Source organism: Poseidonibacter antarcticus, assembly GCF_003667345.1.
Lineage (GTDB): Bacteria > Campylobacterota > Campylobacteria > Campylobacterales > Arcobacteraceae > Poseidonibacter > Poseidonibacter antarcticus.
In genome coordinates this window covers 1-14,954 of sequence record NZ_RCWF01000006.1, presented here as the reverse complement: position 1 = coordinate 14,954, position 14,954 = coordinate 1, and the positions used below count along the sequence as shown (strand labels likewise).

The window sequence follows — 14,954 nt, the reverse complement described above, 5'->3', positions numbered from 1 at the left end:
TTTTATAATTTTATTTTATTTTTTCTTAAATAACAGGTAAATCTAATATTTTCCAAGGTAAACCTTGAATCATTAATTCATCCATAAATGGTTTAGCATCAAATTCTTCAATATTAAACACACCTTTTCCATCCCAAATACCCTGATAAATCATCTTAGTTCCAATCATTGCAGGAACTCCTGTAGTATATGAAACAGCTTGAGCTCCTGTTTCTTTGTAACACTCTTGATGGTCACAAGTATTATAAATATATACTTTTTTCTTTTTACCGTCTTTATAACCTTCAATAATACAACCAATATTTGTTTTCCCAACAGTTCTTGGACCAAGTGATGCAGGATCTGGCAATAATGTTGCTAAAAACTCAATAGGAATAATTTCTACACCTTTGTGCATAATAGGTTTAATACCTAACATTCCTACATTTTCTAAACAATTCATATGTTGAATATATGATTCTCCAAATGTCATAAAAAATCTAATTCTTTTAAGACCTTTGATATTTTTACATAAAGATTCTAACTCTTCATGATATAAAAGATAAGATGGTTTTACTCCAACTTCTGGATAATCGTGTTCAACTTTTATTTCTAAAGGTTTTGTTTCAATCCATTTACCCTCTTCCCAATATCTACCGTTTGCAGAAACTTCTCGTAAATTTATTTCAGGATTAAAGTTTGTAGCAAAAGGATAACCATGGTCACCTGCGTTACAGTCCATAATATCTATATAATTAATCTCATCAAATAAGTTTTGTTGAGCATAAGCACAAAATACACCTGTAACACCTGGATCAAAACCAGAACCTAATAATGCTTTTACATTCGCTTTTTCAAATTGCTCTTGTTTTGCCCATTGTTCTTTGTATTCAAACTTTGCCTCATCTGGATGCTCATAGTTAGCAGTATCAACATAATCAACACCAGCTTGAGTACACGCATCCATAATTGTTAAATCTTGATAAGGTAAAGCAACATTTAACACAACTCTTGGGTTTACTTCTTTTATAAGTTTTACTAAAGAAGGAACATCATCAGCATCAACTGATGCAACATTTATAACTACATTTTGATTTTTTTTAATATCATTTGCAATTGTTTCACATTTAGAAACAGTTCTTGATGCTAAAGTAATCTTTTCAAATGTATCTATGTTCATAGCACACTTTGTAGTTGCTACACGACTTACGCCACCAGCTCCAATAATTAAAATACCAGTATTAGTATTTGTCATCTTTACCTCTTTTATTTAATATTGTATTGATTATATTATATTTTAAGTAAAAATTTGTTAAAGTTGCAAACAATATATGGGGATGATTTGGCTTCGATTAGAGCATTGAAGTCTAGTTGCATGTCGGCCTGAACACGCCGTTATACGGTTCATAATTTTTAAACGCAAATAATACTAATTATTCTCCAGCTTACGCAGCAGCGTAAGTTTTAATTTAGACTCCCCTTAATTGGGTCGAGACTAGGAGGCTCATTCTACTGATGCTATATAAGTAGATCTAAATGGGCTCACCCTAATAGCTTATCTTTAAAAAGGTGATTTACTTTTAAAGAGACATTTCAAATCTTAGCTTTACAGAAGCCTTGCAGGTTGAGTTTTTGTAAAGTGAAATTAATCAACCTCTTCTAAGCATGTAGACGCTATGCGGATATGTTTTAAGACTCCGGTTCAATCCCGGACATCTCCACCAATATATAATCTAAAGAAACCTCACAAAGTCTATTCAGACACCAATTTATCGATACTTTAACCACTTTGTCAACCAATACAGTCTAAGCAAATACCATCAAATCTAAAACCTTTAGGGGCATATTTAGGGATACAATGATAAAATACCCCTAAGCAAATAAAAAAGTACCCCTAAAAGGAATCATCAAATGGCAAGAAGTACCCTACCACTAACTGCAACACAAATTAAGACTACTAAACCAAAAGAAAAAGATTATAAACTTTTTGATGGTGGAGGACTTTTTTTATTAGTAGCAAAAACTGGTGGTAAAAGATGGCGATTCAAATATAGGTTTAACAATAAAGAAAAAATTATAGCTCTAGGAACATATCCAAGTTTATCTCTAAAAGATGCAAGAGCAAAAAGAGAAGAGTATAAATCTTTAATAGCAAATGATATAGACCCAAATGAACAAAAGAAACAAAAAAAAGAAGAGATACTAAAAGTAGAAAAGAAAAAAGAAAATACATTTTATAAAGTTTCTCAAGAATGGCACGAAAATTATCAAACAGAAGTATCAGAAAACTATCATATAAAACTAGGTCGTGCATTAGAAAACTATGTATATAAATATATGAAAGATAAACCAATCGAAGATGTAACAAGATTAGACTTAATTGAAATACTTAAAATACTAAAAGAAAGAGATTTACAAGATACTGCAAGTAGAGTTCTAATGATAATAAATAAAATATATAAGTATGCAGTTACTTTAGAATATGTACCTCATAATATAGTAGCAGATATAGAACAAAAGAATATCTTAGGAAAAAGAGAAAAGAAACACTACCCTACTTTCACAAAAGAAAAAGATATAAAAGGCTTACTATTAGCTATTGATGATTATTCAGGAGATTACACAACTAAGATGGCTTTAAAAATGCTTCCTTATGTATTTGTACGAAGTTATAATATTAGATACTGTGAATGGATTGAAATAGACTTTGATAAAAAAGAATGGATAATACCAGCTTCAAAAATGAAAACTAAAACAGAATTTATACTTCCACTACCAAATCAAGTAATTGAAATACTAGAAGAAGTAAAACAATTTACGGGAAATGGTCAATATGTATTTCCAAGCTTTAGAGCAAAAGACAAACCAATGAGTGATAATACTCTTATTGGAGCATTAAGAAGAATGGGATATACAAAAGAAGAGTTCGTACCTCACAGTTTTAGAGCTATGTTTTCAACGATTGCTTATGAGAATATGGAAGAACATGGATATAGTGGAGAAGTTATTGAAGCTTTACTTTCTCATAAAGAATCTAATAAAGTTAAAGAGGCCTATAATCGTGCCTCTTATAAAAAATCTATGAGAGGATTAATTGAATGGTATGAAAAATACTTAACAATTACTAAAAGGGTAAAAAATGGAAATTAACTATATAAACAATTTTATTAACTCAATAAAAGCTAATAAACAAATGAAAAAACAGTTTTCAAATTTTGATGAAGTTAAAAATGAATTATTATTAAACTACAATAATAAAAACTTAGACTTTAAAAAAATGATTAAGGAACTAGTTATTATTTATTATCAAAGTGTTGGATTAATAAATCTAGTCAATAAATGTCATCTACATTCCGATAATTTTAGAGAACTACTTTCCTATTATGATATGGAAGAGTACGCATATATAACAGTAGGGAACGTTTACTATAAAAAAGAAAATATATATAATCTATCAAAACAAAAACTAAAAAGAATAATAAATGAAGGAAAATCATTAAATAAAGAACTAGATGTTCATGTATGGATTACATTATATGATATGAGTATCCTAGACTTAACAATTATGTCTACTTTAAAAAACAAAGGATTATTGAATAGCTCCATAGATATAAATAATCCTTCTTTAATATGGAAAGAATCTTTAGAAAGTGATTTTTATTATGAACCATTATATATTGATAATGATTTTTTAGAAAAAGTAGACTCTGTTAAAAGCTAAAAGAAAAAAATGAGAACTTAATTCTAAATTTTATAAATATAATATATAATATTTTTAAAATAATTTATTAGGAGATTTATGTACTTTGAAAGATATCTTTTAAGAACAAGAGATAATGAAATGGAAGGTGTATTTAGTTCTGATAATATTGATAATGAGCTATATACACAAAAAACAATATCAAATGAGGATTTAGATATTTATAATCAAGCACCACTTGAATATGATTTGGACTATGCCTCATATCAATATATAATTGCAACATATACGAAACCTATTTTAATTGATGAAAGAGAAAATAGAAAATTATTTAAGTTTAAAATAATATATGCTAAAACAAGTGATAATCAGGCAATTGTAAATGTGACTAACTGGAATGAACTTAACCAACTAAATAATGAAGAAGGACCAGCTTATACATTAAATGTCTTTTGTGTATTATATGATAATATGATAAAGTTTGGATTTGAATATCAGTATCATGCATTGCCAAACGCAATTATTTATAAACTTCTAAGAAATATTGTTCAAGAGGCTTTTTTAAACATAGATGTCTTAGATAATGTATTTAATAGTGATGACTTTGAATTTGGTATGGATTTTAATACAACAGATTATGAAGAAGTTTTTGATACATCAACAAGAAGTAAGCAAATAGTTTTATACATGGATTCAAATACAGAAGGTGGAGAAATTATTAATAGTGGTAGAACCTTGTATAGTATTAAAATAGATAGTGCATTTGCAAATGTATTAGAATTTGCTCAAAATAGAATAAGAGGTAGAGGTATTGCAAGATATGTAATTAAATGTGAAGATTCAAATGGTAGAATTGCAACACTAGAAAATAATGCTAATACAAATAGCTGGGAACAACCTGCAAGACGTGAAATTGAGATTCAGAGTGCAAATTATGTAACGGAGTTATTTGACTTTTTAAGGAATTAATTATGATAAATAAAATATTTAAAGACTATATTCAATTTAGAAAAGAGTTGAATGTTCACAATTTTTTTCATTATTTTTGGAAAATTCTCTTTCCACTTATTTTCGCAATTTCTGTAAATGTAATTTTTTATAATTTTGCGGATAAAATAAATCATAAAGATATAGCAACAATACTAGTATCCACAAACTCTGTAATTACCGCGTTTCTTGTCTTATCTTTAACAGTACTACTAACTCAAGGTATTAAGAATTTGCCAAACAGTAATATTGATTATAAGAAATTTTTGATTACAAATGTAGAAATGAGTGTAATTTTAATCTTCACATCAATTACAATTAGTTTATTTTATATGCTACTATCAAGTTCAAATATTTGTTCAATGAATTTTATATTAAATATTACTGGTTTTATATCAGTTTTTATTACTATGTTGGTTATTACATTGTCAATTTATGATTTATTATTACTATCCAGTAGATTAAAATAGAAGATATCTCTATAATTATTAAAACTATGGAAAAAATTAATTTAAAAACTTCACAAAGTTCTTTTTACTAATTAAGTTTTCTATATAATTTATTATGAATGATAAAATCAATATAAAAAAAATAATTGAAGATATAGCTAGATTATATATTAAAACAAAAGATATAGAAAAAGTAGTAGAAATTTTTTTTGATAATCAAATAAAAGAACTTGAAGGAGAAATAGATTTTTCAAAATTAAAAACAATTGTATTCTCTCAAATAAAAGCCTCAAAAACACTTACACAAGTACAAGACAAAAAGGAAGAAAAAGAAATATTATCTAGCACACTAAATCAATTTGATTATAAATTTCAAGATGAACAAATAAAAGTATTTAAAGAACTAATTAAATATGATAAATCTATAATATATGATAAATATAAAATATTTTATAGATTAAATATATTATTAGTAAAGATATTCGAACATTTATACACTTTAGAAGTTTTAAATAATTTAGAATATGAAGAAGATATTAAAAAAAAAGGTATTGCCAAAACTAGTCATCCAATTGTAAAAGATGCAATTATTCCAAGAATAAAAACATTTAAAGATTATCAACAATTTAATGATTCAAAAGAATCTAAACTAATGATAAATCTATATGAAGACTTCTTAAAAAATCCATTAGAAATAAGAGCAATGTATCAAAGTATTAATTCCATTCCAAAACCTACTTTTATAGGAGAAGAAAAAGAGTTAGTAGATACTATATTAAAGCAAGAAACTTATCTTAATTCAGCTACAAAACTACAAGATACTCATATATTTAAAAGTTGTCAAATACATAGTTTTTCTATCTATAAAGATATAAATTTAATAAATAAGTCATTAAATATAAATGATACTATTCAAGATAAGAACTTAGTTAAATATATTAATATTCTAATGAATTCATTCTTTGATTATGAGTTTGAATCTAATTTAAATGCAAGCCATTTAAAAAAAGAAATCCAATTAAAAGATACTTTTAATGACTTAGAAATACTAGAATTTAGAACGAAAAGAAACTATAAAGAACATCCAATATTTAAAGAATTATAAATTCACTATTGACCAACTAGTGAAATTCACTTTCAAAAAAAATCAAAACCAATTAAACTTCCCCTATCAATTGACAAACAATGTCATATAAATTTATATAACAGTAAAGACGTTTACTAAACTTTCTATTTAAACAAATAGATAAATCCTTTAAGGATAAAAAATGTTAGTTTTAAAAGCAGAGTTAATGGGAATCTATAAATCAAATGATTTTACAGATAAAAATACAGGTGTTATTACAATAGGTAAAACAAAATTACAATTACTAAGTAAACAAGTTATGAAAAATGGTTCTACAAAGATTACTTTACTAGATGTAAGTATTCCAAATGAAAAAGTAAACCTTTTCACAAAAGATAGAATTGGAAAAATTGTAGAAGTAGATGTTGCTGTAATTGGAGATGTTAAATATTACGGTGTCTAAAAAGAAAAGAAACATTGCGGAGGGACGGATGCAATGTTTTTTTCTTTGTGACAACAAATAGTTTAAAAGGGGTTATTAGTAATACCCCTTACTATACGTCAAAAGGAAAATAAATGACAAGTACTAAAAAGATATTTGGTATAGATTCACTTTATTACTTTTGTGAATCAAATGAAAATTATGATGATTATTATATAGAAATGTTAGACCAGGTAGAAGAAGTAAAAGGTAATTTTGAGAAGAAAGATATTGAGTTTGAAAATAATGATATTCATATAAACTTAAATGATATTCCTTTAAATTTTCTTGGTCGCGCAGAAGGTTACCATTGGTTTAAAGATATTAATGATTACTTTAAAATAGGTTTTAAAGATAAGTATAAAAACAGAGGTTTAAATGATATTAGAGTCCAACTATTAGGAATTGGTATTTATACTATTGGTATAAAAAGTTTAATTGATTTTATTAATAACATCTTATTAAAAGATGTAGTTACAGGATATTATCCAATTACAAGAGCAGATTTAAATTGTTTTATTCAATATGATTTTAGCTTTGTTACAAAAGAAATGTTTGTATCAAGAAAGAAACAATATTCAACTATTAGTGAGATTGGAAGTTCAACACAGTTACAAACAATATATGTAGGTAAAGAGCCTTTTAAATTAAGACTTTACAATAAGAAAGAAGAGTTAAAAAAATCAAGGAAAAAAGACTTAATGTATGAGTACTTTGCAAATAATGACTTTGATTTAGAAGCAGACATTTTTAATGTTGAGTTTGAGATGCATAGAAGCTATTTAAAGACCTTTAGTATTTTAACTATTGAAGATTTACTTACTAATGCAGTTAATCTATTTAAGTCATCTATGGACGATATACGGCTAATAGATATTACAACTCTTTCTGAAAATGCAGTTGAGCATAATAATAAACATAGAGGTGAAACTTTAGCTATATGGGAAGAGATAAAACAAGAATATGAATTAAAAGATTTTTTACAAATACAATTGCCATTAACAAAAGTTAAAAGAGCTGTATCTGTATATGATGATTATAAGTTTAAATTAGAGTACATAGCTTTGATAAGACGTGCTTTAGTTAATAGATTGAACATTAATACTGATTATTTAGAAGAACTCTACCAAGAGGGAAAAGAATCACTTAATAAAACTCAAACAAATACAAGTATGAAAAAAAGATATACAGAAGTTGAGATAATAGATAAAGAAGGAAATATTGAGAAGTTTAGATTACTAGAAGATGGTAATTTAATTAAACCCTTATCAATTGAAACAGTTGCTAATTTACAAAATTATGATCTATTAACTTACTTAGACAAAGTAAGAGAAAAACAAAACTTATCAACTAAGAATAAACATATCTATGAGGTTGCTTTGAAAGAAGCTATGAAAAGAGGATTAGTTTTAGATATTAGTCCTCATGAAGCAAATGAAAGGTACTAAAATGAATGATGAAGAATTAATAGAAAAACTAGAGAAGTTTGCTATCTCTCATAAGTTAAAAATTGATAAAGCAATAAGAAAAAATAAACTATATGCAGAGTGCATTTATGGACATAAGCATTATATAAAAAGTTATGAAGAATATGTATTTGCTATTGAAGAAAATAGCATTTTATTTATTTATGGATTATAAGAGAAAGAGGGATTTAGTTCCCTCTTTTAAATATTAAAAGAAAGGGAAAAAGAATTATGAACAATTTTTTAAGAATAAAAGAAGTTATGAAAAAAACGGGTATTGCTAAAAGTACTATATGGCTTTGGGTTAGTGAAAATAAATTTCCTAAACCAATTAAATTAAGTCCCAGAATTACAGTTTGGGAAGAAGCAAGAATTGATTATTGGATGAAAGAAAAACTATAAAAAATTTTATGCTATAATTATTTATAAAAATTAGAATAAAGGATAATGAATATGTCACAAAATGTTAATAAAACAAATATATTAAACTATTTAAAAGAGCATTATTCCGAATTTAAAGATAAATATAGTGTAGAACAAATAGGACTATTTGGAAGCTATGCAAGAGATGAAGCAACAGAAGATAGTGATATAGATATTTTTGTAAAAATGAAGCCATCTTTATTTGATATGGTAGCTATTAAAAATCAAATTGAGCATGATTTAGATAAAAAAGTTGATATCATAAGAGAACATAAAAATATCAAACCTTTTCTACTTCAAACTATAAAAAAAGATTTAATTAATGCATAACAAAGCATTAATTCTTTCTACACTAGAAGATATTCAATATTCACTAAAATTAATCCAAAATAGAGTTAAAGATATAAACTCATCAGATGACTTTTTAACTAATGAATCTGGTTTAGAAAAACTTGATAGTATTTCTATGAGATTAGTAGCTATTGGAGAAGGTTTTAAAAATATTGATAAACTTTCCAATAACACTCTTTTGCAGAACTATCCACAGATTCCATGGAAAGAAGTAAAAGGAATTAGAGATATATTATCTCATCATTATTTTGATATGGATGCAGAAATTATTTATAAAGTTTCAAAAAATGAAATTCAAAAACTGATAGATATTGTTAATAAAATTATTCTAGATATAAAATAAAAATCTAGAAAATTTAATATATCATTCTTTATTTTAGGGTATTTTTTAGGGATATATTTTTAAAATACTCTGAACAAATCCTACATATAGGTAAACTTTAATCCCGGACATCTCCACCAATATATGATTCAATTTAATCTAACAAAGATTATAACTACTTGCTTCCTTTATATTTTACCAAATATCAATTCACAGTTAAAGTGTAATACCCATATAAATTAATCCATATTAAATTATGCCAATTTCTTTAAATTCTTTAAAAATATTTCATTATTTTAATCTTTAATTTTTAATCTCAAATATACTTTATATTTTAATCTATCCAATTTAACTGATAATTCTTCAATATTATTGGATTCTAATATTTCTAACATTTTTTTATAGTTTCTAATTTTTTCATCAGTAATATCTACAATTAACAAATCTTTATTTGAAAATGATTTATCATTAACCCTATCAATCATTTCTTGTATACTTTCTTTATTTACTTTTTTATATAATCTACCGTCTTTATGATAAACTTTATCAAAAAAACCTTGTTCTTCAAAACTCATATTTTTTATCTTCCTCTACTTTAAATTACAAATAAAATTTTTAAATATAATATTATAACTATTTTAGCAAAAACACATATAAAAACATATATAAAGATGCAAATTTATAATTTAAAAGCTTACTTTATTTCTACCATTTTTTTTAGATTTATAAAGTAGTTTATCAACTATTTCAAGTCCTTCATTTATACTAGTTACATTATTTAATGAGCTAACTCCAAAACTACAAGTAAAGTGAGGTATTTTCTCATTGTCTTTTGTTTTATTATCAATTGTATTTCTAAGATATTCAGCCATAATAATTGTTTTATCAAATGGTTTTTTAGAAAGGATTACAAATTCTTCTCCTCCCCATCTACAAAAAATATCATTTACTCTAATATTATTTTGTATAAGATTGGCTAAATAAATTAATGACTCATCTCCAATATTATGTCCATAAGTATCATTTATTAATTTAAAATGGTCAATATCAAACATTATAAGAGACAATTGAATATTTTGCTTTTGCATTTTTTTAAATTCTTGTTTAATTTTTATATTAAAATAGTGTCTATTATAAATATTAGTTAATTGATCATGCATTGCTAGTCCGACAGTTAACTTTTTTTCTTTATCTTTTTTATAAGCAATATAAGCAATTAAAATTGATAACATTCCAATAATTAATATAATAATTATATATGAATCCAAAATATATTTAAAATAATCAGATTCTGAAAACATTATAATATATCCAACTTTTTTAGATGTAAAATCATTAATTAAAGGAGTTAATTTTATTGAATATACTTTAAAATCATAAAAATAAATATCATAAAAATTTTCTAGATTATTCATTTTATTCAAAAACTCTTTATTTTTTGAGAGTTTCTTAAATATGATATTTCTTTCAACTTCATGTATACAATTTACATTATAATCAGCAATAATTTTTTGTATTAAAAAATTATCAAATAAAAAGTATTTTTTATAATTTATTAATTGATCTTTAAAAACTTTTTTTTCAACAATATCTTTTCTTAAAATATAATCAATATGTGTATTATTATTTTTTTCAAACAATATTTTAAAATTCAATAATGATGATGAAATTTCAACACTACCAATATAATCTTCATTTTCATCAAAAAGAGGATAAACAAATCTATAACCATTAAAAATTCTACCCTCTTCAAAACCTATTATAGGAATTTTATTTTCACTAACAAACTTTACACTTGCTCGTACATCTGTTAAACTATCTCCAAATTTTGATGGCTTATGTAGTCTAAGAAAACTATCATTATTAGGAAGATGAAAATGCAATTGTTGAATACCATAATTTTTAAAATTATTATAATTATCGACTAATAAGGTATGTAATTCTTCTCTAATTTTTATTTTTTCTTCATCTGAGGATTTATTTGCTTTTTTAAATACATCAATAACTTTTTTTGTATTAATAACATTATCAAATAAAGCATTTGATAATCTGTGCGTATCATTTATAATAAGATTTAATTGCTTTTGTTTTTTATTGTAACTTGAGACTTCATATTTATCTAAGTTATGATAAATTTGTATAAAACTTATAGTTGACAATATTATAAATGTCGTAAAAGAATAGAAAATAAATTTTTTCAAAATAATCCAATAGCTTTCTATTATTCTAGCAATTATTCTCTTTTTCTTTTCTTACATTAATTTTAATACTCATTATCTTCGAAAAAATCTTTTTTTTATTCAAGATTCTTTTTTTAAAATCACCCATTATTTATCTAGCTTTGACTATAATCTAAGAATTCAACAAATTATTTAAAGAAAGTTATTTAAATGAATAAAAAAATTATTTATCAATTTACAATTATTTCTATACTTTTAATTGTTTCTATTAGTGTCTTAAGTTTTTACAGTTTAAAAAATAATAATATAAAAATTGCAGTTAATAGTGCAGAAGCTACTGCTCAGGTTATAAAAAATGGTTTAACTGCATATATGATAGATAAAAATATGCATAGATCTGATACATTTATTAATTCTGTTGCTAGTATGAAAAATATTAATGAATTATGGATGGTACGTAATCAATCAATAAATAAACAATTTGGACTAAATGAAAAGAAAAAACCAAGAGATGATATTGATAAGGAAGTATTAAAGACAGGAAAAACTATTTATAGTTTTAATGATACCTTAGACAAATCATTTGTTCGTATAACTATTCCCTACAAAGCCGTATGGGAAAATGGAGTAGATTGTACTAGGTGTCATAATGTTTTAACTGGAGATACTCTAGGTGCAATATCTTTAGAATTTGATATAACTAATATTAAACAATCTAAGTTTGAAGAGTTATATTTAATACCACTCATTATTTTTCTTGGATTATTATTTATTTATTTTATTTTTAGAAAAAATTTAAATCAATATTTAGAAATATTTGAAAATTTAACTACAAGCTTGACTTTAGCAATTAATGGTAAATTTGAAAAAATTTCATATCCTCAGAATCTATCAACTGATGTAATGACTTTAATGGATAAATTTAATTGCTTAATTGTTTCTTTAAAAGAAACTTCAACTGATATTGATAAAAAATTAAAAGGTTTTATTGGAAAAGAATCTAATAATGAGAGTAATTCTTTAGAAGATTCAAAAAAGATAATTACGAACTTATCTGCACTGTATCAATTTAAAAAAGAAATTGAACAAGATAATACTAAAGAAGAAATATATAATAGAATATCTGAAATATTACAAAATCAATTTCACATTAGTAATTTCACATTTATAGAAATTAATACTCAAAAAAGAAAAATGGAAATTGTAAAACAACAAGGAGATACTTTTTATTGTAGAAAACATTTAGAAGAAAATCCTCAACAATGTAGAGCAGTTCGAACAAAAAATGATGTATTATCAATTGATTTTCATTCAAGTTGTGCTTTTTTTGAAGAAAAAGAGAAATTCCATTATTGTTTGAGTAATGAAATTATAGAAAATATACAATTGGTTATAAATTTTGTATTAGATTCAAAAGAAGAATTAGAAGAATTAAAAGAAAAGATTTCTTATATCAAAAGTTATATAAATGAATCTACTCCTTCAATTGAAGTTAAACTTCTTATGAATGCTTTACAAGAATCAGCATTTCAAGATAGTTTAACTGGACTTTATAATAGAAAATTCTTAGAAGAACATAGTAAAAAATTAATTTTACAAGCAAAAAGAGAGAATTTTAATATTGGTGTTTTATTACTTGATATGGATCATTTCAAAGCTGTAAATGATGAATATGGCCATGATATTGGAGATAAAGTATTAAAAGAGTTATCTAGAATATTAAATGAAACAGTAAGAGAATCTGATATTGTTATAAGATATGGTGGTGAAGAATTTGTTATTTTACTTGTAAATGTTAAAACAGAAGAAGATGCATTTAATGTAGCTGAAAAAATAAGAATAAGAGTACAAGATAATGAGATTGACATATACGCAGGAACTAAATTAAGAAAAACAGTAAGTATAGGTTTATCAATGTATCCTGAAGATTCATCTACATTTGAATCTGTTATTAAAAATGCAGATATAGCCTTATATGAGGCAAAAAATCAAGGAAGAAATCAAGTAGTAAGATTCAAAACAGAACAAGTTTCAAGTGTTGACTTATTTTAGCAACTTAAAAATTAGTATTCATTACCATCCATACTAGTATAAGAAATACTTGAAACTACACCATCTTCAACATTGTATGATATTTCAATAGGTCTACAGCATACTTCACAATCATCAATTAATGTTGTGTATTCATAAACACCTGTATCAAGTAAGATAGTAATTGCTTGTAAGCAATATGGACATTGTATATTCATTTCTTCCATAAAAATCCTTTTTTATTCATTTGTATCTATTGTTTTTTCTAACTTAAAAAGTTAAGGCAATTACTAAAAAAAACGACCTACTTTTTATCTATATATAATATTTTATAGTATATTACAATTATTTATCTTTTTATATAATTTATTATATTGTAAATAATTGTCAATAATTAATAAATACATAGATATAATAATATGTTATTAAAAAAAGGATATAAAATCGCAAATTTTGAATTAAAAACACCCTATTTAGCAGCAGATGGAATAATAAAACTTTATAATGATAAAGAAGAATTTCAAGGTATAGTTTTAATACAAAGATTAAATGAACCAAAAGGGATAGCAATTCCTGGTGGCTTTGTTGATATTGGAGAAAGTGTAGAACAAGCAGTTGTAAGAGAAATGAAAGAGGAAGTTACACTTGATGTAAAAATCGAACAACTTTTAGGTGTATACTCAAACCCTAATAGAGATGTAAGATTTCATTGTGTTTCATGTGTTTTTATATGTAAGGCTTATGGAATACCAAAAGCTGCCGATGATGCAAAAGAAGTATACATTTATAAATTAGAAGATATTCCATATGAAAAATTAGTTTTTGATCATAGTGACATTTTAAAAGATTTTATTAAAAATCTTAATTTAGAAAAATAAGTACTTTTTAAGTACACAATACATAAAATAATAAACTTATTTAAAAGGATAAAATATTGGATCCACAATATCAAAAAATTGTAGTATTAGTTATAGTATTTACAGCAGGTTTTTTAACTTGGAAAATGGTAAAAGATTTTTATATTAAAAAATTACATAAAGTCTTTGCACATTTAATTGCAGTTATAACATCATCGTTTATGCTTCTATCTACGATGTTTTTATTTATGCCTAAGAATTACCAAAGAGGAACAGGTCCAGAAGTGGAGCTGAGTTTTATGTCAATTATGACAGTTGTAGTTATGCTAGCTGTTTTATATGTTTTTTTCAAATACTCACCTCAAAATAATAAAAAAGAATAGACCTACAAATCTATTCTTTTTCTATCCATTATATTTAATATATTGATAATCATAATCATTATAAGCTAACTTTTAACTTTACTTCATTATTATTCCACACATATTGAATTTTTCTCCTAAAATTCAACATAAAAAAAGGAAAAAATAAATGAATAAAAAATTAAGTTTTATTACAAGCGCGGTAATATTATCTTCGAGTTTTGCATTTGCTGCAGATACAATAGATGAAGCATTTAAAACAGGAACAGTATCAGGATCTTTAACAGCATATGCTTTAGA

Annotated in this window: 18 protein-coding genes and 1 other RNA gene; 15 read left to right on the top strand and 4 right to left on the bottom strand. The window is 24.5% G+C overall.

Going from position 1 to position 14,954, the window contains the following annotated elements; genetic code table 11:
- Positions 1 to 25: 25 nt before the first annotated feature.
- Complete coding sequence (locus D9T19_RS08415) at positions 26 to 1,234, bottom strand: saccharopine dehydrogenase family protein (RefSeq protein WP_121627794.1); 1,209 nt, start codon at positions 1,232 to 1,234, stop codon at positions 26 to 28.
- Between the two features lie 78 nt (positions 1,235 to 1,312).
- On the opposite strand from D9T19_RS08415, the gene ssrA reads away from it, so the two are divergent.
- From ssrA to D9T19_RS08355, 12 genes are all read left to right on the top strand, one after another.
- Positions 1,313 to 1,703: a transfer-messenger RNA gene (gene ssrA / locus D9T19_RS08410) on the top strand.
- Positions 1,704 to 1,890: 187 nt separating this feature from the next.
- Positions 1,891 to 3,129 carry a tyrosine-type recombinase/integrase gene (locus D9T19_RS08405; protein WP_121627793.1) on the top strand — a complete coding sequence of 413 codons (1,239 nt, stop codon included), beginning with the start codon at positions 1,891 to 1,893 and terminating at the stop codon, positions 3,127 to 3,129.
- Positions 3,119 to 3,700, top strand: coding sequence for a hypothetical protein (locus tag D9T19_RS08400; RefSeq protein WP_121627792.1), 582 nt, complete (start codon positions 3,119 to 3,121; stop codon positions 3,698 to 3,700). Before D9T19_RS08405 ends, D9T19_RS08400 begins: the two co-directional genes overlap by 11 nt.
- A 78-nt stretch (positions 3,701 to 3,778) precedes the next feature.
- Entirely contained in the window at positions 3,779 to 4,648 is an 870-nt protein-coding gene (locus tag D9T19_RS08395) for a hypothetical protein (protein ID WP_121627791.1), read from the top strand.
- Positions 4,649 to 4,650: 2 nt separating this feature from the next.
- Complete coding sequence (locus D9T19_RS08390) at positions 4,651 to 5,136, top strand: hypothetical protein (RefSeq protein ID WP_121627790.1); 486 nt, start codon at positions 4,651 to 4,653, stop codon at positions 5,134 to 5,136.
- A gap of 94 nt (positions 5,137 to 5,230) precedes the next feature.
- Positions 5,231 to 6,220, top strand: a complete 990-nt coding sequence (locus tag D9T19_RS08385; RefSeq protein WP_121627789.1) for a hypothetical protein — start codon at positions 5,231 to 5,233, stop codon at positions 6,218 to 6,220.
- A 163-nt stretch (positions 6,221 to 6,383) separates the two neighbouring features.
- Positions 6,384 to 6,644, top strand: coding sequence for a hypothetical protein (locus tag D9T19_RS08380; protein WP_121627788.1), 261 nt, complete (start codon positions 6,384 to 6,386; stop codon positions 6,642 to 6,644).
- 113 nt (positions 6,645 to 6,757) lie between these two features.
- A complete protein-coding gene (locus D9T19_RS08375) occupies positions 6,758 to 8,110 on the top strand; it encodes a hypothetical protein (RefSeq protein ID WP_121627787.1) in 1,353 nt (450 codons plus the stop codon).
- Position 8,111: 1 nt separating this feature from the next.
- Complete coding sequence (locus D9T19_RS08370) at positions 8,112 to 8,303, top strand: hypothetical protein (RefSeq protein ID WP_121627786.1); 192 nt, start codon at positions 8,112 to 8,114, stop codon at positions 8,301 to 8,303.
- A gap of 56 nt (positions 8,304 to 8,359) precedes the next feature.
- On the top strand, positions 8,360 to 8,530 hold the full coding sequence (locus tag D9T19_RS08365) for a helix-turn-helix transcriptional regulator (protein ID WP_121627785.1): 171 nt from the start codon (positions 8,360 to 8,362) through the stop codon (positions 8,528 to 8,530).
- Between the two features lie 51 nt (positions 8,531 to 8,581).
- Positions 8,582 to 8,881 carry a nucleotidyltransferase family protein gene (locus D9T19_RS08360; RefSeq protein WP_162984567.1) on the top strand — a complete coding sequence of 100 codons (300 nt, stop codon included), beginning with the start codon at positions 8,582 to 8,584 and terminating at the stop codon, positions 8,879 to 8,881.
- Positions 8,874 to 9,245 carry a HepT-like ribonuclease domain-containing protein gene (locus D9T19_RS08355; RefSeq protein ID WP_121627783.1) on the top strand — a complete coding sequence of 124 codons (372 nt, stop codon included), beginning with the start codon at positions 8,874 to 8,876 and terminating at the stop codon, positions 9,243 to 9,245. Before D9T19_RS08360 ends, D9T19_RS08355 begins: the two co-directional genes overlap by 8 nt.
- A gap of 275 nt (positions 9,246 to 9,520) precedes the next feature.
- Here D9T19_RS08355 and D9T19_RS08350 read toward each other — a convergent pair whose 3' ends face one another.
- Both D9T19_RS08350 and D9T19_RS08345 read right to left on the bottom strand, forming a co-directional pair.
- The gene (locus D9T19_RS08350) at positions 9,521 to 9,799 is read right to left on the bottom strand and encodes a hypothetical protein (protein WP_121627782.1); all 279 of its coding nucleotides are present in this window, start codon (positions 9,797 to 9,799) and stop codon (positions 9,521 to 9,523) included.
- A 111-nt stretch (positions 9,800 to 9,910) separates the two neighbouring features.
- Entirely contained in the window at positions 9,911 to 11,425 is a 1,515-nt protein-coding gene (locus tag D9T19_RS08345) for a diguanylate cyclase (protein WP_121627781.1), read from the bottom strand.
- Between the two features lie 189 nt (positions 11,426 to 11,614).
- On the opposite strand from D9T19_RS08345, the gene D9T19_RS08340 reads away from it, so the two are divergent.
- Positions 11,615 to 13,456 (top strand): GGDEF domain-containing protein, encoded by a 1,842-nt coding sequence (locus D9T19_RS08340; RefSeq protein WP_121627780.1) that lies wholly within the window; start codon positions 11,615 to 11,617, stop codon positions 13,454 to 13,456.
- 11 nt (positions 13,457 to 13,467) lie between these two features.
- Here D9T19_RS08340 and D9T19_RS08335 read toward each other — a convergent pair whose 3' ends face one another.
- Entirely contained in the window at positions 13,468 to 13,662 is a 195-nt protein-coding gene (locus D9T19_RS08335) for a zinc ribbon domain-containing protein (protein ID WP_121627779.1), read from the bottom strand.
- 192 nt (positions 13,663 to 13,854) lie between these two features.
- Between D9T19_RS08335 and D9T19_RS08330 the strand changes: the two genes are divergently transcribed.
- Entirely contained in the window at positions 13,855 to 14,313 is a 459-nt protein-coding gene (locus D9T19_RS08330; protein ID WP_121627778.1) for an NUDIX domain-containing protein, read from the top strand.
- A 56-nt stretch (positions 14,314 to 14,369) separates the two neighbouring features.
- A complete protein-coding gene (locus D9T19_RS08325; RefSeq protein WP_121627777.1) occupies positions 14,370 to 14,675 on the top strand; it encodes a hypothetical protein in 306 nt (101 codons plus the stop codon).
- Positions 14,676 to 14,954: the final 279 nt, after the last annotated feature.

What these genes read in the sequence shown, in the direction of transcription:
- D9T19_RS08415 (WP_121627794.1), bottom strand. Translation starts at nt 1,234, where the DNA reads ATGACAAATACTAATACTGGTATTTTAATTATTGGAGCTGGTGGCGTA.
- D9T19_RS08405 (WP_121627793.1), top strand. Translation starts at nt 1,891, where the DNA reads ATGGCAAGAAGTACCCTACCACTAACTGCAACACAAATTAAGACTACT.
- D9T19_RS08400 (WP_121627792.1), top strand. Translation starts at nt 3,119, where the DNA reads ATGGAAATTAACTATATAAACAATTTTATTAACTCAATAAAAGCTAAT.
- D9T19_RS08395 (WP_121627791.1), top strand. Translation starts at nt 3,779, where the DNA reads ATGTACTTTGAAAGATATCTTTTAAGAACAAGAGATAATGAAATGGAA.
- D9T19_RS08390 (WP_121627790.1), top strand. Translation starts at nt 4,651, where the DNA reads ATGATAAATAAAATATTTAAAGACTATATTCAATTTAGAAAAGAGTTG.
- D9T19_RS08385 (WP_121627789.1), top strand. Translation starts at nt 5,231, where the DNA reads ATGAATGATAAAATCAATATAAAAAAAATAATTGAAGATATAGCTAGA.
- D9T19_RS08380 (WP_121627788.1), top strand. Translation starts at nt 6,384, where the DNA reads ATGTTAGTTTTAAAAGCAGAGTTAATGGGAATCTATAAATCAAATGAT.
- D9T19_RS08375 (WP_121627787.1), top strand. Translation starts at nt 6,758, where the DNA reads ATGACAAGTACTAAAAAGATATTTGGTATAGATTCACTTTATTACTTT.
- D9T19_RS08370 (WP_121627786.1), top strand. Translation starts at nt 8,112, where the DNA reads ATGAATGATGAAGAATTAATAGAAAAACTAGAGAAGTTTGCTATCTCT.
- D9T19_RS08365 (WP_121627785.1), top strand. Translation starts at nt 8,360, where the DNA reads ATGAACAATTTTTTAAGAATAAAAGAAGTTATGAAAAAAACGGGTATT.
- D9T19_RS08360 (WP_162984567.1), top strand. Translation starts at nt 8,582, where the DNA reads ATGTCACAAAATGTTAATAAAACAAATATATTAAACTATTTAAAAGAG.
- D9T19_RS08355 (WP_121627783.1), top strand. Translation starts at nt 8,874, where the DNA reads ATGCATAACAAAGCATTAATTCTTTCTACACTAGAAGATATTCAATAT.
- D9T19_RS08350 (WP_121627782.1), bottom strand. Translation starts at nt 9,799, where the DNA reads ATGAGTTTTGAAGAACAAGGTTTTTTTGATAAAGTTTATCATAAAGAC.
- D9T19_RS08340 (WP_121627780.1), top strand. Translation starts at nt 11,615, where the DNA reads ATGAATAAAAAAATTATTTATCAATTTACAATTATTTCTATACTTTTA.
- D9T19_RS08335 (WP_121627779.1), bottom strand. Translation starts at nt 13,662, where the DNA reads ATGGAAGAAATGAATATACAATGTCCATATTGCTTACAAGCAATTACT.
- D9T19_RS08330 (WP_121627778.1), top strand. Translation starts at nt 13,855, where the DNA reads ATGTTATTAAAAAAAGGATATAAAATCGCAAATTTTGAATTAAAAACA.